Origin of the sequence: Absiella sp. AM09-50 (assembly GCF_003433845.1) — a bacterium.
Taxonomy (GTDB): domain Bacteria; phylum Bacillota_I; class Bacilli_A; order Erysipelotrichales; family Erysipelotrichaceae; genus Hoskinsella; species Hoskinsella hominis.
The window spans coordinates 172312-193797 of the sequence record NZ_QVFI01000002.1 but is presented as its reverse complement, the minus strand read 5'-3'; the positions used below and the strand labels follow the sequence as shown (position 1 = coordinate 193797).

Below are 21486 nucleotides of genomic sequence, written 5' to 3'. Positions count from 1 at the left end.
TAAACAAAAAAGGAGGTTGCTCTCGTTTTATGAAGACAAGATATTTAATACTGGAGGATGGCAGCTGTTATAAGGGATACGCATTTGGTTCAGATAATTATCAAGTGGGAGAATTAGTATTCAATACAGGGATGAGTGGATATCAGGAGGTATTAAGTGATTTGTCGTATTGTGGGCAAATCGTCATGATGACCTATCCATTGATCGGTAACTATGGCATCAACCGTGATGATTTTGAAAGCCTGAATCCAGCAGTGTTTGGATTTGTGGTGAAGGAAGCATGTGAAAAACCAAGCAACTTCCGCGGCGATATGAGTGTCGATGAATTTTTAAAGTTAAAGCATATACCTGGTATTTATGGCGTGGATACCCGTGCCATTACCAGAAAAATTAGAAATAAGGGTACCATGCGTGCCATCATGGCAGATGAAGGTGTTAATGTGGAAGAAACTGTTTCCATGTTAAAGAATACAGACTTCTTACATGATCAGGTAAAACGTGTGTCTACCCAAAAGCCTTTCCCTATTCCAAATCGTGGAAAGAAAGTCGTATTGATGGATTTTGGCGCAAAACATGGCATTATTCGTGAATTATCAAAACGTAACTGTGATTTAATCGTCGTACCATATGATACAAGTGCAGAAGAAATTATGGCACTTCATCCAGATGGTGTGATGTTAAGTAATGGTCCAGGAGATCCTAAAGATATGGAAGGTCCAATCAAAGAAATTCAAAAACTGATGGGACAGGTACCAATCTTTGGTATCTGTTTAGGACACCAGCTAATTTCCTTAGCATGTGGCGCCAATACCACAAAGTTGAAATTTGGTCATCGAGGATGTAACCACCCAGTAGTCAATCTTGCAAGTGGCAAGGTAGAAATCACTTCCCAAAACCATGGGTTTGCGGTAGAAGAAGAAAGCCTTGCAGGTACTGATTTAGTGCTAACACATCGTGCCTTAAATGACAAAAGTGTGGAAGGTGTAAAACACAGTAAATACCCAGTATTCAGTGTGCAGTATCACCCAGAGGCAAGTCCTGGACCAGAAGATGCCAACTATTTGTTTGACGACTTTATGAAACTGATGGAAAAGGAGAATATGTAATATGCCAAAACGTACAGATATACATAAGATCATGGTGATCGGATCTGGACCAATCGTTATTGGACAGGCCGCAGAATTTGATTATGCGGGAAGTCAGGCATGTCAATCGCTTCGTGAAGAAGGTTATGAAGTGATCTTGATCAACTCCAATCCTGCGACGATCATGACCGACACCGCGATTGCCGATCGTGTTTATATTGAACCATTAACGCTGGATTTTGCCAGCCGTATTATCTATAAAGAACGCCCGGATGCAATCCTTGGAAGCCTTGGTGGGCAGACAGGATTAAATCTGGTCGTAGAATTAGCGAATTCTGGAATTTTGGATGAATACAATGTAGAAATCTTAGGAACAGATTTAGAAGCAATCAATAAGGCAGAGGATCGTGAATTGTTCCGTAATCTGATGTATGAAATCAATGAACCAGTACCAGAAAGTGATATCGTACATACAGTAGATGCAGCTGTAGCTTTTGCTAATCAGATTGGTTATCCAGTCGTTGTGCGTCCTGCCTATACCCTGGGTGGTACTGGTGGAGGATTTGCGGATGATGAAGAAGAACTTCGCATTATCGCAGACAATGGATTAAAAATATCACCAGTACATCAATGTCTGATTGAAAAAAGCATTGCCGGCTTTAAAGAAATCGAATATGAAGTTATGCGTGATTACAACGATAATGCTATCGTTGTTTGTAACATGGAAAACATTGACCCGGTTGGTATCCATACCGGAGATTCCATGGTTGTGGCACCTGTGCAGACCTTAAGTGATCGTGAACATCAGATGCTGCGTAACGCAAGCTTAAAAATCATTCGTGCATTAAAAATCTGTGGAGGCTGTAATGTACAGCTTGCCTTAGATCCAAATTCCTTTAAATATTACATTATCGAGGTAAATCCTCGTGTATCAAGATCTAGTGCTTTAGCTTCTAAAGCAACGGGTTATCCAATCGCAAAACTTGCAGCAAAGATTGCTGTTGGTTTAACATTAGATGAAATCATCAATCCAATTACCAAAACAAGTTATGCTTGCTTTGAGCCAACATTAGATTATATCGTCACAAAACTTGCACGTTTCCCATTTGATAAGTTCCCACATGCCGATCGTCGTTTAGGAACACAGATGAAGGCAACCGGAGAAGTCATGTCTATAGGACGAAGCTTTGAAGAAAGTTTCTTAAAAGCAGTACGTTCCTTAGAAATGAAATGCGATCATATCGACAATAAGGAGATTGACGCATTATCTACCGAAGAACTTTGGAAAAAGATTCATGTCAAAGATGATTTGCGTATGTTTGGTATCGCAGAACTGATTCGTCGAGGCGAAAGTGTAGAAAAGATTCATGAGATCACATTGATTGATGATTGGTTCTTAGATAAATTTGCACACATCATTGCGCTTGAAAAAGAAATGATGGCACATCCACAAGATATAGAAACATTGCGCCTTGTGAAGGAAAACGGCTTTGCGGATAGCTTTATCGCTCGTAAATGGAGCATGAAGGAACGTGAAGTCTATGATTTGCGTAAAGCAAATGGTATCATTCCTGTATATAAAATGGTAGATACCTGTGCGGCAGAATTTGAAAGTGCAACACCATACTTCTATTCTACTTATGAAGATGAAAACGAATCTGTTCGTACAGATCGTAAAAAAATTATTGTATTGGGTAGTGGACCAATCCGTATTGGTCAGGGTGTAGAATTTGACTATGCGACTGTACACTGTGTCATGACACTTCGTGAAGCAGGATATGAAGCAATCGTCATTAACAACAACCCAGAAACAGTATCTACCGATTTCTCTATATCAGATAAGCTGTATTTTGAACCATTAACGATTGAAGATGTTATGCATATCGTTGACTTGGAACAGCCTCTTGGTGTCATAGTACAATTTGGTGGACAAACAGCCATTAACTTAGCGGATAAATTAGTAGAACGCGGTGTTAAAATTTTAGGTACTTCGCTACAAAGTATTGATGAAGCAGAGGATCGTCATGAATTTGAGGCAATGCTTCATAAATTAGATATTCCTCAACCAACTGGTGAAACAGCTGTAACAGTAGAAGAAGCCCTTGTCATTGCCAATAAGATTGGTTATCCAGTACTTGTTCGTCCAAGTTATGTATTGGGTGGACGTGCGATGGAAATCGTACATAATGATGATGATCTAAAGATTTATATGGCAACAGCTGTAAAGGAAATCAGTCATGACGCACCTATCCTTGTCGATAAATATGTTGTCGGAAAAGAACTTGAAATCGATGCGATCTGTGATGGAGAACATGTCTTTATCCCAGGCATCATGGAGCATATCGAACGTGCTGGTATTCACTCCGGAGATTCTATCAGTGTCTATCCACCACAATCCATTTCACAAAAAGTGAAGGATACCATCATTGAATATGGTATTCGTATTGGAAAAGGCTTTAAGTTCATTGGATTATATAACATTCAGTTTATCGTAGATAAAGAAGAAAAGGTATATGTACTGGAAGTAAATCCAAGAAGCTCTCGTACCGTACCATTCTTATCTAAGATTACAGGCGTAGCAATGAGTCATGTCGCAACACAATGTGTATTGGGGCATAGCTTACAAGAACAGGGATATCCATTAGATGCAGTAAAAGAAGAAGGCGATCGTGTCTTTGTAAAAGCACCAGTTTTCTCTTTTGCGAAACTAAGAAGTGTCGATACGGTACTTGGACCTGAAATGAAATCAACCGGTGAAGCACTTGGTGGAGATGTCACACTTGAAAAAGCACTTTATAAAGCATTACTAGCAAGTGGTGTTAAAATTCCAAATCATGGCAATGTCTTAATGACCATTGCGGATATGGACAAAGAAGAAGGTTTAGCCATCGCAAAACGTTTCTCTAACATTGGTTATGGAATCTTAGCAACAGCAGGAACTGCGGCCTTCTTAAATGAACATGGTATTCATGTGAAAACGGTTAAGAAAATCAGTGAAGATGATGAAAACAATGTGTTAGATATCATCCGTAAAGGAAAAGTCAACTATGTCATCAATACGATGTCAAATGAAAAAGAAGTCACGAATGACGGTTTCTTGATTCGTCGTGTATCTGCGGAAAATAACATCAGCTGTTTCACATCTTTTGATACAGCCAATGCTATTTTAAAGGTATTAGAATCATTGAATTTCACAACCATTTCTATGAATGAGTTAGAAGATTAAGTAAAAGCGATAACTTCAGTAAATTACTGATTGTTATCGCTTTTTGTGTTATCATATATCCGAAAGGACAATGCTTATGAAAACCTTAAGGAAGATTGTGAATGTCGTATCATGGATTATCATCGTAATGATTGGCTGTATGATGTTATATAAATGGAATGAGATTGGACAACAGGTAAAGGCTCATAGTAACTTAACTGGTGGGTTTTCCATGGGTGATAAATCTATATTAGTTGCGATTTTTATGATGGAGATTATCGTAAATATCATTTTCACTAAAGGATATGATTTACCAATCACAAAGCAATTACGTCAAAACAATGCATCTATATTACCGGATATCATCAATCTTTTCTTACAGATAACAGCATTACTTGTCTTATCAGCTTTTGTGCTAGCTGCGATATAAGGAAAATTAGGAGAAAATAATTATGGGCGCATGGAATTATGGAGTTTTTGATGATGATACAGCTTATGATGCTTTAGAAGATTTAATGGCATCCAAAGATTTGTTGAAAGATATGGGACAGTATCTTGATGATGTAATCACAAGTGAATATGTAGAGTATGATGATGGACAATATGCGATTGTTTCTGCCGCAATCATGGATACCATTTTAAATGGTACAGAACAGCGTTGTGATGATGATACATACATTCGCTGGATGGAATCTATCAAAAATCTTGAAGTTCACCCTTTGAAACAGAAAGCTGTAAAAGCTTTAGAAGCCGTTTTATCGGACCATAGTGAATTAAAAGAATTATGGGAAGATAATGAAGAATTATATTCTTCATGGAGGGAAGATAAACTTTCCATCATAAAAAGACTTCAGGCATAAGGATAAAAAAAGATGAAATTTCATCTTTTTTATGTATTGTTAAGAACTTGTGAACTTTATATGCAAATAAGTGATAGGAAAGCAAATGAAAATGTAAAAACAACCGAATTAAATCGTATATAGCTATATTTATTTTCAAATAAGTAGTATGATTAATATAATAAAGATCATAAAGCGGGGGGATACTATGCAGAAGAAATTATTACCTGTGACGCTGACGCTGGCATTGATTTTATCTGTGTTGGTTGCTCTTTTCTCGATTAAAAATGTACAAGGAAACGCAAGGGTTGTGAATTATGCAGGGGTTGTTCGTGGAGCTTCTCAGATGCTTGTAAAACAAGAGCTTTCTGGTATGCAGGATGATGCATTGATAAAACGTCTGGATAAACTTATTCTTGGTTTACAAAAGGGTGATGATGAGAATGATTTGATTTGTTTAGATGATAAGGATTTCCAACAGCAGCTGCTTGTGGTAGATGAATTATGGAAACAGATCAAAGCGGAAATCAATCTGGTACGCAAGGGAGAAGATAAGCAACAATTGTTCACTTTAAGTGAACAGTTTTTCACAGAAACAAACGCTGCTGTAAATGCGGCAGAAGTATACACAGAAAGAACCGTACGACGAGCAATGCATGGATTGATTATCTTAATCAGTATATGTCTTTTTATTGCGGCATTAATTGCGATTTATACATCAAAAGTCACAAAACAAAAGATGGAAGTTGAGAAAGCAGAAGAAGAGAATCGTAAAAAACGCGAATATTTATCAATGATGGCAGATCAGTTACAAGCACCGTTAAATGAGATATCTGAACTGCTTTATGTAAGTGATATAGAAACTTATGAATTGTTATTTTTGAATCAAGCAGGACAGGAAACATTTCATGCAAATGATTTCTATGGTAAAAAGTGCTATGAAGTGTTGCAGGGAAGAACAAGTCCCTGCCCATTCTGTACAAATCCATTATTGAAAGAAAATGAAATTTATTCATGGGAAATTGATAATCCCATCACTAATAAGCATTATATGTTGAAGGATCGTAAGATTTTATGGGATGAACGTATTGCACGTTTAGAAATTGCCTTTGATATGACAAAGCTTGAAAATGAAAAAAACGAGTTACAGAGAACGTTGGAAGCACAACAGATCATCGTAGAATGTATCCATATTTTATATGATATTCATGATATCAATCAGAGTATCAATATTGTTTTAGAAAAAATTGGTAATTATTTATGTGCTGATCGTGTTTATTTAGTCAGCCTAAAAGGTGAATTAGTCAATAAGGATTGGGAATGGTGTAAGTCTGGGGTAGGCTCTATACTGGATTTAAAAGATTTACCATTTGCTGTAATTGAACGCTGGTTAAGATCTTTTAAAGAACGAAATTATATGATATTAAATAATATAGAAGAATTAAAGGAAAACTCAAAAGAAGAATATGAACTGTTAAAAACCAATAATATTTATCGTCTGGTTTCATCTCCATTGAAAAGCAATGGACAGATTGCAGGCATCATTGGTGTAGATAATCCACCGATTGAGAAAATACAGAATATTGCGTCTTTATTAGAAACGTTATGTTATTTCATTAGTTTATCAATTAAGCGAAATCAGGCAGAAGAAGAATTATCACGCTTAAGCTATCATGATACTTTAACATCTTTTTATAACCGTAATCGTTATATTGAAGACATTGAACAATTTAAACATCAACAGATAACGATGGGATTAGTTTTCTTAGATATCAATGGATTAAAGGATATCAATGATATGTATGGACATGCAAAGGGTGATGAAATTATCATTCAGGCAGCTGCTTATATGAAAGAAGTATTTGTGAAAGCTAGAATTTATCGTATTGGTGGAGACGAATTTGTGATTATTTATCGAAATATTGAGGAAGCGATTTTCTATCAGAAAATAAAGGAAATGCGGGAAAAGATACAGGAAAATGATATGCTTCAGATAGCGTTGGGTGCGATATGGTTCAAGGAGCCTGCCCAGCTTGATAAAATGATTGCGGCAGCTGATGCAGCAATGTATAAAGATAAACGAGAGTATTATGATCATCATAAGAGCTCAAAACGATATCGTCATTATGAGGAAAATAAGTGAAAATATGAAATATAACTGGCATTTTTTTGTCTTTTTTCAAAAAAATATGATATAAATATGATATAACATCGAAAGTGCATTGTTATCAGTAGGTAACTGTTATATAATAAAAGTAGAACATAGAAACCGGTTACAATAGGAAAAGAGAAAGATATGCTTATAATCTTTTTCTAAAGCTGTCATTGTTTGGCCCAGGGTGAGAGGCAGGTTAAGGATATGAATAAGGAGAAGTTTCATTATAAGAAGAACACAGGATTTTTTATCATCATTCTGCTTTTCGTCATCGCTTTTCTTGGTATAGGAGCTTATCGGGTAAAGGATAATGTGATTGCGCAGATCAATGATACTTCTTATGATTATCTGTTAAGTACAACGGAAATCGTAGAAAGTAAAGTGGTCAGTTCATTAGAAAAAGATGTACAGAAATTGAATTATCTTTCAGAGTCAATTCTTTTTGATCACAATACATTGAAATATGCTTTAAAAGAATTTACACGTAATAATGATTTATATAGTACCTTCTATCTGGATATGGATGGGAAGGGAATTAACCATAATGATGATACCATCGATTTCAGTTATATCAAAAATGAAGAAACAGCGATTTCCAAAGGGGAAAGCAGTATATCACCTGCGTATATGAATGAGGCAGGAGATACGATTGTGTTGATTCAGACACCAGTATATCGAAATAATGTACAAAAAGGTGCTTTATATTGTGAAGTTATGGTTCAGCGTTACTATACCAATGAGTTATTTGCTTTCCAGGAAGGAAAGGGAAGAACCTTTATTGTGAATAGTGAAGATGGTGCCTGGTTATTAAAAAGTCCTGCATCAGATATGATCAAATTAAATGATGATGGTCTTTATGCAACCATCAAGGAAAATGGAAATAATGACTCCACTGTGAAGCAGTTAAAAGACAGTATTGCCAAACAGAAAACCGGTGTATTTGAAATCCAGGGAAATGATGCGACATTGATTCTTTGTACAACACCGGTACATGAAATTAACGACTGGCAGATTGTGACAATTATGCGTGCGGATATGTTTGCGACACAGATTGCACAGGTTGAGAGAAATACGGTTTTTATAGTGGTTTTATTAATTGCTATGATACTTGTATCCATCATTACTATCTATTTAATTTTCCATGGTCAAAGAAAGAAATATCGAGATCAGTTAGAAAACCAATACCAGATGGAAAAAGACGCTATAGAAATGATGAATCGTGAGATTATTATGCGCAACTGTGATTTTTCTGTATGTGTTGATTTAGATGAAGCATTATGTAGTGTAAAGATTTACCATGATAACAATGAAAAAGCAAATCTTTTTCATGATACATATGATCAGGCACTGCGTGCTTATAGTAAGGAAATTTATATGGATGATGTAGATGAATTTATTGAAACATTTACTTTATCTTCTCTGAAAAAAGCCTATCATGAACATAAAGAAATCAAGCATATACATTATCGGATCATGTCAGATGAAACCCTCTGGTATGAATGTTATAGTACATGTTATCATCAAAAAGATCATCATTATGTTTACCTGTTCCATCGTAACATCAGTCAGGAAATGAAACAACAAATACAATTGATTCAGGAAAAATATCACTAAAATAAGACAGGATGTGACAGTATGAATAATAATCAAAAGCAGTTTGCGTTCAAAAAGCAAATATGGACATTTATTGGTGCATTGGTAATCGTGATATGTATTACAATGGGTTTAAGCTATACATACCTGAAAAATACAAACCATGAGATTTTTATGGACGCTACAAAACACTTACAGGATATGAATCAACGTGTAGTAGAGCTGTTAGATTTACAAATGGAAAATGATCTGGATGTGTTGGCCCATGTAGCACAAACTTATCAAATTGATCAAATGAATGAAAAGATATTATCCAGTGTACAACAAAATGATTTTATCATGGTCACTGCTGTCAATGATGAAGGAAAATTCTATACGGATTTTCATCAAAAGATATCCACCAAAGAACTTTTTGATACATTAAAAAAAGATAAACAGCCACATATCTACAACAATACCTTTACTGTTGATGAAGGACTGGTGTATGTATATCCAATGATGGATAAAAAAGGAGAAGTCAACGGGGCCATTATTGCGATTACGGATTTTTCAAAAGGAACTGCAAAATTATGTGAGTCATATAATAATGAAGATATGTTTTTACATGTGATGGAACGTGATGGTACTTTTGTGATCAAGTCTAAACAAGAAGGTGTCATAATCAATTCTAACAATATGTATTATTCCTTAAATGAACAAACCGAATTGGAAGAAAGTGATATTACAGATTTAAAAAAGGCACTTTCTGATAATCAAAGCGTAGTGGTGGAGATAAAGTTTAAAAACAATGTAGAAAAACTGGCTTCTTATACACCGATGAAACTGGGAAATTTATATGCAGTGCTAGTAATTGATCGTACAGCTGCGATATCTGATACTTTCCATACAATCTTTGATGAATCGTTACGCAATACTATTATTATTTTCATTTTGATGCTGATAATCTGGTCTGCCTTATTTTATAATTATTATACCAATAATCACAGACTGTTTAACATCGCATATATGGATCCTGTGACAAAGGGATACAATACCACACGTTTTTATAATGAAGCAGAAATAAAAATTAAAGCACATCCGAGTAATTATTATTCCATGATCATAATTGATATCCAGCATTTTAAATATATCAATGAAACTTTTGGCACAAGTCGTGGAAATAAGATGTTAAAGCATGTATATAAGAATATTGAACAACAGCTGTTACCTGATGAATTGATGTGTCGAAGTTTTGCGGATAAATTCTTATTGCTTGTGAAAACGCAGAGTGATCAGGAAATATTAAATAAAATGGATCAGATTTCCCATAGCATTAATGCTTTCAATGAGGGATTGGAAGAAAAATATTATCTGGTATTAAGCGCAGGTGTATATATTATTGATAACCCACAAATGTCCATCTATCTGATTCAGGATCGGGCAAATACAGCCCGTCGTAATGAAAAAGGTGCGAAAGGAACGTTCTTATATAAATGCATGTTTTTCTCTGATTTGGAGCGTATTCGTATGCATAGAGAAAAAGATTTGGAGAATCGTATGGAGGAATCTTTGGCTAATCATGAATTTGAAGTATTTATTCAGCCAAAGGCGAATCTAAAAGAATCCCGTATTGATGGTGGGGAAGCACTTGTACGCTGGCGGGCAAAAGATGGTTCACTGATTCCACCAAATGAATTTATCCCGGTATTTGAAAAAGACGGCTTCATCATTAAATTAGATTTATATGTTTTTGAAAAAGTATGTCAATATTTAAGAAACTGGATGGATACAGGTATTACCCCTGTACCGATTTCCGTAAATCTTTCACGTGTTCATTTAAATGATGCTGACTTTATCCGGCCATATCAAGAACTACAGGAAAAGTATAAAATACCAACAGGACTGTTAGAAATAGAATTAACAGAATCCATGTTCACAGAAAATATGAAGATTGTGACAGATGCGGTAAATAAAATTCATGATGCTGGCTTCATGTGTTCGCTGGATGATTTTGGCAGTGGCTATTCTTCATTGAATATGTTGATTGATGTAAATGTAGATACAATCAAACTGGATAAAGCATTCTTCCGTTCCGATAATCTAGATGATCCAAAAGAGAAAACCGTCATTTCCTCTGTCATTGACATGGCGAATAAATTAAAGCTTTCTACCGTATCAGAAGGCATTGAAACAATTGAACAGTTTAAAATTCTTCAGAAGATGAATTGTGACATCATTCAGGGATATGTAGTATCAAAACCAATTCCAGAAGAACAGTTTAAAGAGTTGTTAAAACATCCACAAATTCATATCAGTGATGAAGAATCATATGGAAAGGAGTAGTTTTATGTTGAACAAAAAGCGTGGTTTGCTTAGTATGCTCTGTATAGGTGCGTTATTGCTTGGTGGATGTAATAGTGAAAAACAGGGACTAAAAAAAGAATACGATACACAAAAAGAAGTAACATTGACGATGTTTGAAATAGACGTATTAAACAGTAAAGTATGGAATGATGCACTGTTAGCGAAAGATGATTCTAAAATCCATATTATCGAACGTACAGCTAGCTATTATTCCAAAGATGGAGAAAAAGAAGACTATCGTTCCTACTTGGATACCCAGTTAAAACAAGACAATGATATTGATTTATATGTTGTGCTGGATGAAGATATCAAAAAGCTGGGAGATGCTGGATTATTCACAGATCTAAGTGATCTGGAAGGCATTGATAACTTAACCAAAACGGCTTTGAATACGGCAACGTACAATGATAAAATATTCGCCGTTCCACTAGTTTATGCAGCATATGGAATGTATTGGAATGTGGATGTGTTAAATCAATATGGACTAAGTGTCCCAAAAAATCAAAAAGAAATGTTGTCTGTATTTGAAACATTAAAGAAAAATGGCATTACTCCATACGTTGGAAATAAAGGTTATGGATTAACCGTACCTGCCATGGTAAGTGGATTATCACAAGTGTATACTTCCGATAAAAAAGATCAGCTCTTAAATGATTTAAAAGATGGGAAAACACCTATCAGTACTTATATGAAAGATGGATTTGATTTACTGGAACTGTTTATAGATAAAGGATATATGGATAAAAAGTATGCGTTGGAAAAAACACCTGATGAATCTTTAGCTGATTTTAAAGCCGGGCATGGCGTTTGTATTGCGGCATCCTCCAACTATGATATGAGTGATATTACTTTCCATTATGAAATGACGAGCGCCAATGTGTTGGCTGATGGAGGAGGATTTGTTGTGACAAGTGCCAGAAAGTTTGCCATCAATCCTTCAAGTAAACAAATTGAATATGCAAAAGAAGCATTAAGTTATATTTTAAAAGAAGATAATATGATGCAGATTGCCAAAGAATTAAAAGCTTTGCCACCAGTTGAAACAGATCAAATGGATTTCTCTTATATGGGAAATGAAAGAAAAGATGCAATTCATGATATTTATCATGGCATCACGATCCCGATGGAAGATACCAGTTTGCCATTTGGTGAATGGGAAGTCATACGAAATCTGGGAAGAGAAATGCTGGAAGGAAAATCTTCAAAAGACGTGTGTAAAGAATATGATCAAATACAACAGGATGCTATCAAAACAGAAAAGGAATAACCTATGAAAAGAAATGAATTAAGTACGATTGCCCAACAGACATTAGACTGTTTCAGGCAGGGGTATTATTTATATCATGAACAAAAAATTGACTTGAAAGAAAAGCATGCCCATAGTCTGGATGTATGCAGATTAATATCTGTATCACAAAGTGAACAGTTACAGTTCCCTTTAACAAAACCACTTGCTGGAAAGATTACAATTGAAAACATTGATATCATTCAGGCAATTACTAGAACAAATCAAAAATACGGTGTATTGAATTTCGCCAGTGCCTATCATCCTGGTGGTGGATTTTTAAATGGTTCACTAGCACAGGAGGAAAGTTTATGTTTTGGCAGTAATCTGTATGTAACACAGCTTCGTTTTCAAAAAGAATTTTATGACTATCATCAATCCATTAAGACAAAATGTTACAGTGATACCATGATTTATTCCCCGGATGTTGTCTATATCCGTGATGAACAATATGCGTATTTACCAGAACCAAAGTTAGCGGATATCATTACCAGTCCTGCAGTAAATCTTGGCGTTGCATTGTCACGAGGGGAAGATGAAGAAGCATGTTATCGGATGATGAAAACCAGAATGCGAAAGATTTTGATGTTGTTTCATGAAATGGGAAATACACATATCATCTTAGGTGCATTTGGTTGTGGGGTATTTCGCAATGATCCCAAACGAATTGCGCAGATATGGAAAGAATTATTAATAGATGAAGATATGAAATCAGGTTTTCATGAAATCTTGTTTGCGGTATATGATAAAAGTAAAACGCAAAACAATATTCAGGCATTTACATCTGTTTTTGGGCAAGCAGCATGAATATATTAAAAACAAAACGCTTATCTATCAGAAAGCCATGTGATGAGGATGTTGATGCAATTTATGAAATACAAAACACGCCTTATGTATTACGTTATAATGGTTTAAAAGAAATGAATAAAAAACAAATTCACACCATGTTGATGGATAAAGATGAACCAGTGTATATGTTAGAAATGGTCAATTCACAAAAAGTTATTGGGGCAATTTTTGTGGAACGTGATAGTCTTCGATATGGCGCGAAAGCATGTAGTTTATCCTGTTACTTAGAAGAAGCATATGCACATCAGGGATATATGAAAGAGGCAATGACAGCATTGATACATCATATCTTTTATGATGATGAAATGGATGTGATATCTGTAAGGGTATTATGTGAAAATACGGCTTCTATGCATTTGGTAGAAGCTTTGGGATTTCAAAAAGAAGGTGTCATCCGCAGATGTTTAAAAGGATATCAGGGAATTGTGTATGATGATATGATTTATAGTATTTTAAAAGAAGAATACGTTTCAGGGTAAACATCCATAATAAGATGGGTGATGAAAATGAAAGAAACGAAAAAACCTGCATATGAGCAGGACAACAAGAAAACAGCTGGCAATAACCAATGGACCAATAACAACCTGAAATATTATCCTGATACCAGAGAACGTAAGGATGGTCCAGGCGGCAACTAACCGGTATTAGAAAATGCGTGGCGAATATGCCACGTTTTCTTTTGCCGGTGATGAAAAATATAGTATAATAAGAAAAAAGGAAAAAGCATATGAAACAACAAAAGGATTGGTTTACAGGCATTGATTATTATGATCAATATAAAGAAAAAGAAATTCAGGTCATACATACCATGATCAAAAAAGATATTCCCTTACATCGACATATACAGGCAGAACTTTGGTATGTATTGAATGGAAAAGGGGATATCTGTATCAATGGGGAACACTTTCCATTAGAAAAAGATACATTTTTATGTATGTATCCTTATCATCTATATGAAGCATCCATTATTTCATCCGTAGAAGTCGTGATCATCCGTTTTTATATCGGGGTGTTTATGCATATGATCTGGGAGAAGCATGAACGTGGCAAAAATGCACAGTTGGTATATGAAACAAGACCATATATGAAATGTGAGGAGCCATATATCAAAAAATGTATTATGCGACTTTGTAAGGAACAGCAGGAAAAACAATTTGGCGCTAAGAATCTGATTTTATATCTAACCATGGAAATCCATATGCTGTTTTGCCGCTATGCCTTATCATCAAAAAATAAACAAACACATGATGAAATCTGGAAAGCCATTCAACATATTCTGTGTGCACCGGCAAGTGATGTATCACTACAGGATATCGCAGATAAAATCAATCGCAATCCCCATTATGTAAATCAAATGATCAAAGAACGCTGTGGATATACATTAAAAGAACTGACCCAGTATGGCAAGGTAATCAACGCCTGTGCTTTACTGCATTTTGAAGAATTATCAATATCTTATATTTCAGATTTAATGAATTTTGACAGTACAGCTACATTCTATCGTGTATTTGAAAGCTATACTGGTATGCATCCCTTACAATATCGAAAAGAACATATCATGGATGAATTGCATATCTATGAGCATCAGGATTTATTTTTGAAAATTGAACAGTATTTATACCTGCATTTTTTCCAAGCTGTCACAATAGAATCTTTAGCAGTTGCTTTAGATACCACTCCACATGCCATATCACAATTGTTGAAGGAAAGCTATGACACAAGTTTTTATCAGGAATTACAACGTATCCGTATCCACTTTGCGAAAGCATTACTAAAAGCTACGGATATGCAGATTACCCATATCGCCTTAGATTGTGGATTTGAGAGTATGATGACATTTCAGCGAGCTTTTCAAAAAGCTGTTGGCTGTACGCCCAGTGCCTATCGAAATCTACAAAAATGAGAATTTCACAATACTATATGATAAGAAGCCTCTGATTGTAAGCGCTATAATAGAAGTAACAATAAGGAGGTTTTTTCTATGTTTGAAAAACTATTTACACCCATTGATATCAAGGGAATGCATTTAAACAATCGTGTTGTATTTCCTGCCATGGGAACCAAAATGGCTGCGGAGGATGGAAATGTGACGCAGCAGATCATTGACTATCAGGTCGCAAGAGTCAAAGGAGGATGTGGGCTAAATCTTAGTGAAGTTTGTAGCGTGCATACACCAAGTGCCCCACGTAAGTTTTTAGGTATTCATCAAGACAGCTACATTGCTTCTCATAAGCGCTTTTGTGATGCGATTCATGAAGCAGGTGGAAAATGCGGTGTTCAGTTATGGCAGGGAAGTATTGCTGCAGGTATGGATCCTAAAGCCCAGATATTAGTAGCCAGTGATATGAATGTACATGGTTATACAATACCTGCAGTCACAATAGAAACACTGCATGAAGTCGTAGAATGCTTTGGACAGGGTGCAAGACGTGCTGTGGAAGCAGGATATGATTGTATCGAATTTCATTGTGCGCATAACTATTTGCCACACTCCATGTTATCCCCTGGCTTAAATCATCGTGAAGATGAATATGGAGGAAGCTTTGAAAATAGAGCACGTTTCCCATTAGAATGTATTCGTGCCATTCGTGCGCATATGCCAGAAGATATGCCATTACTTATGCGTATCGATGCGCAGGACGATTATTTCAAGGAAGGCTTAAGTATTGAAGATATCATTGCTTTCTGTAAACTTGCCAAAGAAGCAGGTGTAGATGTATTAGATGTATCCCGTGGAAATATGATCACGGCAGGATTGAAATATGAAGTACCACCTATTGATATTCCAAACGGTTTTAATGTAGACAATGCTGCACGTATCCGTAAAGAAACCGGCATGCTGACAATTGCTGTTGGTCGTATCAATACACCACAATTAGCAGAATCTATCCTGGAAGAAGATAAAGCAGATATGATTGTAATGGGACGTGCACAACTCGCGGATGCAAACTTCTGTAACAAAGCAAAAGCTGGAAAAATTGATGAAATTACCTATTGTATCGGTTGTGATCAGGGATGTTATGATGGATTCACAGATCCAACCATGCCATTTATTACTTGTTTAAGAAATCCATATTTAGGTAAAGAAGCACAAGATATATTACACCCTGTACAACACAAAAAGAAAGTATTGATTGCAGGAGGCGGTGTGGCAGGTCTTGAAGCCGCATGTATCCTAAAAGAAAGAGGACATGAACCAGTTGTCTATGAAGCAGGCAATCATTTAGGCGGACAGTTTTTAACCGCAGGCAAAGCACCAAGAAAAAATGAAATGAAAGAAGCAGCATTATCTTATGGAGAAAAAGCAAAGCGTCTGGGCGTAGAAATTCATATGAATCAGAAAGTGAGCGATGAATTGATAAAGGAAATAAAACCAGATGAAGTAATTATTGCGATTGGCGCTGAACCAATCAGCTTACCAATTCCTGGTGCAGATGGAAAACAGGTATACCAGTCACATGATGTACTAAATGGCATGACAGAAACAAATGGACATTGTGTTGTCATTGGTGGTGGTCTTGTTGGTGTAGAAACTGCGGAATATCTAAAAGCACATGGATGTGAAAATGTAACCATTATAGAAATGTTAGATGAAGTCGCAAAAGATTTAGGCTCCCTTCGTAAAATATGTGTCATGGAATCCCTATACATGAATCAAATCAATTCTATCGTGAATGCAAAAGTCACAGAAATATTACCAGATGGTGTCATGATTGAAAAAGATGACAAAGAAGAAAAGGTACTATGTGACAGTGTGATTATGGCAGTAGGTTCAAAGGCAAGAAATCATGAAACCCTGAGCAAGGCATGTGAAGAACTATCCATTCCTTATCATATAATTGGAGATGCAAAACAAGCCAGAAGAGCATTACATGCAATCAAAGAAGCACACGAAGTTGCTAGAGCATTATAATTAGGAGGAAATATGAAATCAAAATTATTTGAAGAACTCACAATTGGTTCTATGAAATTACGCAATGCCACTTTTATGGCGCCAATGTCTTTAGGATATGAAAGTCAAGAGGGCACAGTCAATGATATTATGCAGGAATATTGGCTTGCACGAGCAAGAGGTGGTGTTGGCTGTATCATATTAGATGCATTAAGTGTAGATCCAAACTTTCCTTATTTAGGCAATACCTTATGTTTTAGAAGTGAAGCATCCATTGAGCACTATAAAGCATTTACAGATAAGATACATGAAGCAGGCGCAAAAATTATTCCTCAGATCACGCATCCAGGACCAGAAAGCATCAGTGCCTTTATGGGTATTCCACCTCTTGCCAGCAGTGTGTATTTAAATTCAATGGCGCAGAAAACAAGAGCTGTAACACTAGAAGAAATCCCTCATATCATTGAGCTATATGCGCAGGCTAGCTATAACGCAAAACTTGCGGGCTTTGATGGTATTGAATTACATTGTGCCCATGCCTATATGCTGCTAGGCAGCTTCTTATCACCACTTCGTAATAAACGATGTGACCAGTATGGTGGCAGTTTAGAAAATCGTGCCAGATTATTGCTAGAGGTGATGGATGCAATCAAAGAACGCTGTGGTAAAGATTTCCCAATCATTTTAAGAATCAGTGGGGATGAAAAATTAGATGGTGGCAATCATGTATCGGATATTTGTCAATTAGTACCATTATTAGAAGCCCATGGTGTAGATGCCTTAGAAATTAGTGGTGGTACCCAATATGAATCACCAAATAAAATTATTCCAAGTCATGGAGAAATCGAAGGTGTCAATGTTGCACAGGCAAAAGCTATCAAACAGGTCGCTTCCATTCCTGTGATTGTTGTAGGAAAAATCACAGATCCAATGATGGCAATGAAGATTGTAGATCAGGATCATTTGGATGGTGTTGTATTAGGTAGAAGTTTATTGGCTGATGAAAACTTTGTAAACAAAGCAAAAGAAGGCAAATACGAAGAAATCGCACCTTGTACAGGATGTGTATTAGGCTGTGTTGGTGAACAGACAAAACGTCGTCATGCGACCTGTGTCATCAATCCATCTGTAGGCAGAGAAAAAGAGATGCAAATTATTCCTTGTACCACAAAGAAACATGTGGCAATTGCTGGAGGAGGAATTGGCGGTCTTGCGGCAGCTCGCTGGGCAGCACTTCGAGGACATGATGTCACACTATATGAAAGCAGTGATCACTTAGGTGGACAATTATGTTTAGCATGCATCCCACCACATAAACAATCCATTAGCAAATGGGTAATCTATTTGAAAAATGAATGTCAGCGTTTAGGTGTCAACATTCATCTACAGACACCATTTACAAAAGCAATGGCTGATGAATATGATGCAATCATCTGTGCTACAGGTGCGAAAGAAAGCATTCCACCAATTCCAGGTGTAGATAAAGAAACCGCAATCACTGCATGGAATATCATTGAAAACAATGTTGTCATTCCTGGTGGAAATGTCTTAGTTGTCGGTGGAGGCATGGTTGGATGTGAAGTCAGTGAACATTTATGTCATCAAGCTAGAGGACCACTTGCGATTACCATGATCGAAATGGAAGATGAAATTGCCAAAGGTATGGTGATCAATGATCGTATCGGTATGATGAAACGTCTGTATGCATCCGGTATCAACATGATGACGAATACACGTCTATGTAAAGTAGAAGGCAATACTGTCACACTTGAACAAAATAACGAGTTGATCAAAAAGACTTTTACACATATCGTTTATGCGACAGGTTCTAAATCAGATAGCACATTGTATGAAGAATTAAAAGATCATAAAGAAGTATATAATATCGGAGATAGTAAGGAAGTTGCACAGGCATTAGAAGCAGTACGTGATGGTGCACTTGCGGCGATGAAATTATAAAATAAGAGAAGAGTACCAGATGAAATTGTATTTGGTGCTCTTTTTTCTCTTTTTGGTAAACATTTTATAGAGAAAATTTGGTATAATTAATTCAGATAAGTTTTTTGATAATCTAGGGGGAATTCATATGTACATAAGCTTAATAAAAAATGAAATTAATAAGAGAGTGATGATTTGTCTTAGTCCTTTAATAATCTCTTTGATTCCTAGTTTATTTTATATATTCAATAAAAATATGAATATATATGTATTGACATTTTCAAGTATCTTCCTTTTGTTTCTAGGAATAGGATTAATGATGCTCACTATACACATCTACTCAATAATGACTGCTAAAACAATACATACTATTAAAATGTTTTTTAATAGTATTGTCATTCATATATCTTGCTTAATAATATATCTTTTCTTTATAGTGTATGAAAATATAAAAGTCTTAGGTTTTGTTTATAGCATTTTATCGTTTTTTTTCTTTATACCTTTGTTTTTTATTTTCAAATCCATAATACAGACATTATCAAATGATCTGTTATTTAAAATTACACAAACGAATTTAATATGTCTAATTAAAAAAACTCCCTATTGGCTTTTTATTGTTTTATTCAATTTAGTACTTTTTTTATTTGATCTTTTTAATGTTTACGATAATATATATTTAATAATATTATTCGTTTTTGCAGCTTTTGAGTTCTTTTTAATTGACAATCTAAATAAGCGGTATGAGGATATAGATGTTAATTATTTTAATCTTGATTTTATAGATATAATAAATAAACCTATTTTTTTAGAATATCATGAAAGAATAGAAAATATGAGGATATTCAAAATAGATATCAGTTCTATAATTGAAGATAATGCAGAAATTTATATACTAAACCATCAATATCTTTTACATCCTGATAAAGGAAATAAAGATATAACAGGAAATTATATCTATTATGCTATTAATAAGAGGTACTATTTTAAAACTATTAAAATAAAAATATTTACAAAAGCTCCAAAAAGTTCGAAATATACAAAAAATAAAAAATATATCATCAATCTTTATTTTAATATAGATAACAAAAGTAATGAATTGATTTTAAGTGAGCCTTATATAGAAAAATATAGAAATATTTTTAAATTTGTGTTAAGAGAAAAAAAGCTAAATAAGAAAATCAATATTAAAGATTATGTAACACATCTATCATCTATGTTAAATAATGCATACTATTATAATAAAGATATTATGGACGAAGGTAAAAAATTTTTTAAGCAAAATTTGTGTGATAATAGAAAATGGCTTTTACATGATGATAAGATGGGGTACGGTAAAAGTGTTTTAGATCATTCTCTTATAACAAATAATGGATATAGACCAATTGTGATTTCACCTTGGGAAGATAATTATGATGAAGATTTTATTTACTTAATCTATACAAAATTAATGAAAAACACGAAAACAAAACCTGTGAAAGATGATAAGACAATTATTATCTTTTTCATAGGTATATTTGTGGCTTTGGTAACATTATATTTTAATTTATTTAATATAATAGAGGATATGATAAATTCATTTTTAATTGGCTTTCATTTTCAAATAAAAGTTTCTGATTTATTCGTTATCAAAAACACGAAAGGAATTTTCGATTTTATTAAAGGAGGTTTGATGATAGGATTTAATCAATATACGTTTCATTTATTTGACATATGCATTGGTATTTCTAGTGTTTTATTAGCTTTGTTAGGAACTTTTTATTTATTGCCTTATGCAATAATACATGTAAAAAATTCCAGTAAAATTCACCAATCTTATTATTTAAAAGGAATAAAAAAAGCGTTAACGATGAATAAAGTGATGCTGATAATTGAAGATATAGATCGTTTAGAGGAAAAACCTATTCTTGATATGTTTAGAGTATTAAGCTCAATTAATACATTTATGCAAGAAAGAGATAAACCCATAGGAATTATATCTTTATACAGTGATAGCAATAAAATTCAAAGATATAAAAATGATTTATCTAATAAAGTGATTTACGATATAATCTTGCAAGATGTAGATTTAAAGAAATCGATGATTTTGTATTTCTTGAAATATACAGAAGCTTTTTCATATGCAACAAATAAAACTTTATTAACAAGGAAAGAGAAAGAGATGATTATAAAAGAGATTTACTCAAATGATAATATAAATTTTAGGGATGTTCATAAGATATTAAATGAAATTGTAATCGAATATTTCGAAAAAGGTGGGATTCCTTTCTAAAAAAAATCACAGGACTATAAAATTTGTTCCTGT

Annotated in this window: 15 protein-coding genes; all 15 read left to right on the top strand. The window is 34.7% G+C overall.

The window, feature by feature from the left end; translation table 11 throughout:
* Positions 1-29 precede the first annotated feature (29 nt).
* On the top strand, positions 30-1106 hold the full coding sequence (gene carA, locus DW114_RS03380) for a glutamine-hydrolyzing carbamoyl-phosphate synthase small subunit (protein WP_117452386.1): 1077 nt from the start codon (positions 30-32) through the stop codon (positions 1104-1106).
* Between the two features lies 1 nt (position 1107).
* Positions 1108-4311 carry a carbamoyl-phosphate synthase large subunit gene (gene carB / locus DW114_RS03375; RefSeq protein WP_117452385.1) on the top strand — a complete coding sequence of 1068 codons (3204 nt, stop codon included), beginning with the start codon at positions 1108-1110 and terminating at the stop codon, positions 4309-4311.
* A 76-nt stretch (positions 4312-4387) separates the two neighbouring features.
* Positions 4388-4720 (top strand): hypothetical protein, encoded by a 333-nt coding sequence (locus tag DW114_RS03370; protein ID WP_117452384.1) that lies wholly within the window; start codon positions 4388-4390, stop codon positions 4718-4720.
* A 22-nt stretch (positions 4721-4742) separates the two neighbouring features.
* On the top strand, positions 4743-5150 hold the full coding sequence (locus DW114_RS03365; RefSeq protein WP_117452383.1) for a DUF4259 domain-containing protein: 408 nt from the start codon (positions 4743-4745) through the stop codon (positions 5148-5150).
* 187 nt (positions 5151-5337) lie between these two features.
* On the top strand, positions 5338-7272 hold the full coding sequence (locus DW114_RS03360; protein WP_158552158.1) for a diguanylate cyclase domain-containing protein: 1935 nt from the start codon (positions 5338-5340) through the stop codon (positions 7270-7272).
* A gap of 216 nt (positions 7273-7488) precedes the next feature.
* Complete coding sequence (locus DW114_RS03355; protein WP_117452381.1) at positions 7489-8898, top strand: cache domain-containing protein; 1410 nt, start codon at positions 7489-7491, stop codon at positions 8896-8898.
* A 21-nt stretch (positions 8899-8919) separates the two neighbouring features.
* The gene (locus DW114_RS03350; RefSeq protein ID WP_117452380.1) at positions 8920-11199 is read left to right on the top strand and encodes an EAL domain-containing protein; all 2280 of its coding nucleotides are present in this window, start codon (positions 8920-8922) and stop codon (positions 11197-11199) included.
* 4 nt (positions 11200-11203) lie between these two features.
* The gene (locus DW114_RS03345) at positions 11204-12487 is read left to right on the top strand and encodes an ABC transporter substrate-binding protein (RefSeq protein WP_158552159.1); all 1284 of its coding nucleotides are present in this window, start codon (positions 11204-11206) and stop codon (positions 12485-12487) included.
* 3 nt (positions 12488-12490) lie between these two features.
* Positions 12491-13312 (top strand): TIGR02452 family protein, encoded by an 822-nt coding sequence (locus tag DW114_RS03340; protein WP_117452378.1) that lies wholly within the window; start codon positions 12491-12493, stop codon positions 13310-13312.
* The gene (locus DW114_RS03335) at positions 13309-13833 is read left to right on the top strand and encodes a GNAT family N-acetyltransferase (protein WP_117452377.1); all 525 of its coding nucleotides are present in this window, start codon (positions 13309-13311) and stop codon (positions 13831-13833) included. The genes DW114_RS03340 and DW114_RS03335 overlap by 4 nt, the downstream gene beginning before the upstream one ends.
* A 27-nt stretch (positions 13834-13860) precedes the next feature.
* Positions 13861-13992 carry a hypothetical protein gene (locus DW114_RS21950; RefSeq protein ID WP_255411888.1) on the top strand — a complete coding sequence of 44 codons (132 nt, stop codon included), beginning with the start codon at positions 13861-13863 and terminating at the stop codon, positions 13990-13992.
* Between the two features lie 89 nt (positions 13993-14081).
* The gene (locus DW114_RS03330) at positions 14082-15257 is read left to right on the top strand and encodes an AraC family transcriptional regulator (RefSeq protein WP_117452376.1); all 1176 of its coding nucleotides are present in this window, start codon (positions 14082-14084) and stop codon (positions 15255-15257) included.
* 78 nt (positions 15258-15335) lie between these two features.
* Entirely contained in the window at positions 15336-17267 is a 1932-nt protein-coding gene (locus DW114_RS03325; RefSeq protein WP_117452375.1) for an FAD-dependent oxidoreductase, read from the top strand.
* A 12-nt stretch (positions 17268-17279) separates the two neighbouring features.
* On the top strand, positions 17280-19205 hold the full coding sequence (locus tag DW114_RS03320; RefSeq protein ID WP_117452374.1) for an FAD-dependent oxidoreductase: 1926 nt from the start codon (positions 17280-17282) through the stop codon (positions 19203-19205).
* A gap of 127 nt (positions 19206-19332) precedes the next feature.
* Positions 19333-21453 (top strand): hypothetical protein, encoded by a 2121-nt coding sequence (locus DW114_RS03315; protein WP_117452373.1) that lies wholly within the window; start codon positions 19333-19335, stop codon positions 21451-21453.
* The last annotated feature ends 33 nt before the right edge of the window (positions 21454-21486 follow it).

Coding starts and splice junctions, on each gene's coding strand:
- DW114_RS03355 (WP_117452381.1), top strand. CDS start 7,489: ATGAATAAGGAGAAGTTTCATTATAAGAAGAACACAGGATTTTTTATC.
- DW114_RS03320 (WP_117452374.1), top strand. CDS start 17,280: ATGAAATCAAAATTATTTGAAGAACTCACAATTGGTTCTATGAAATTA.
- carA (WP_117452386.1), top strand. CDS start 30: ATGAAGACAAGATATTTAATACTGGAGGATGGCAGCTGTTATAAGGGA.
- DW114_RS03330 (WP_117452376.1), top strand. CDS start 14,082: ATGAAACAACAAAAGGATTGGTTTACAGGCATTGATTATTATGATCAA.
- DW114_RS03350 (WP_117452380.1), top strand. CDS start 8,920: ATGAATAATAATCAAAAGCAGTTTGCGTTCAAAAAGCAAATATGGACA.
- DW114_RS03335 (WP_117452377.1), top strand. CDS start 13,309: ATGAATATATTAAAAACAAAACGCTTATCTATCAGAAAGCCATGTGAT.
- DW114_RS03325 (WP_117452375.1), top strand. CDS start 15,336: ATGTTTGAAAAACTATTTACACCCATTGATATCAAGGGAATGCATTTA.
- DW114_RS03315 (WP_117452373.1), top strand. CDS start 19,333: ATGTACATAAGCTTAATAAAAAATGAAATTAATAAGAGAGTGATGATT.
- DW114_RS03340 (WP_117452378.1), top strand. CDS start 12,491: ATGAAAAGAAATGAATTAAGTACGATTGCCCAACAGACATTAGACTGT.
- DW114_RS21950 (WP_255411888.1), top strand. CDS start 13,861: ATGAAAGAAACGAAAAAACCTGCATATGAGCAGGACAACAAGAAAACA.
- DW114_RS03360 (WP_158552158.1), top strand. CDS start 5,338: ATGCAGAAGAAATTATTACCTGTGACGCTGACGCTGGCATTGATTTTA.
- DW114_RS03345 (WP_158552159.1), top strand. CDS start 11,204: ATGTTGAACAAAAAGCGTGGTTTGCTTAGTATGCTCTGTATAGGTGCG.
- DW114_RS03365 (WP_117452383.1), top strand. CDS start 4,743: ATGGGCGCATGGAATTATGGAGTTTTTGATGATGATACAGCTTATGAT.
- carB (WP_117452385.1), top strand. CDS start 1,108: ATGCCAAAACGTACAGATATACATAAGATCATGGTGATCGGATCTGGA.
- DW114_RS03370 (WP_117452384.1), top strand. CDS start 4,388: ATGAAAACCTTAAGGAAGATTGTGAATGTCGTATCATGGATTATCATC.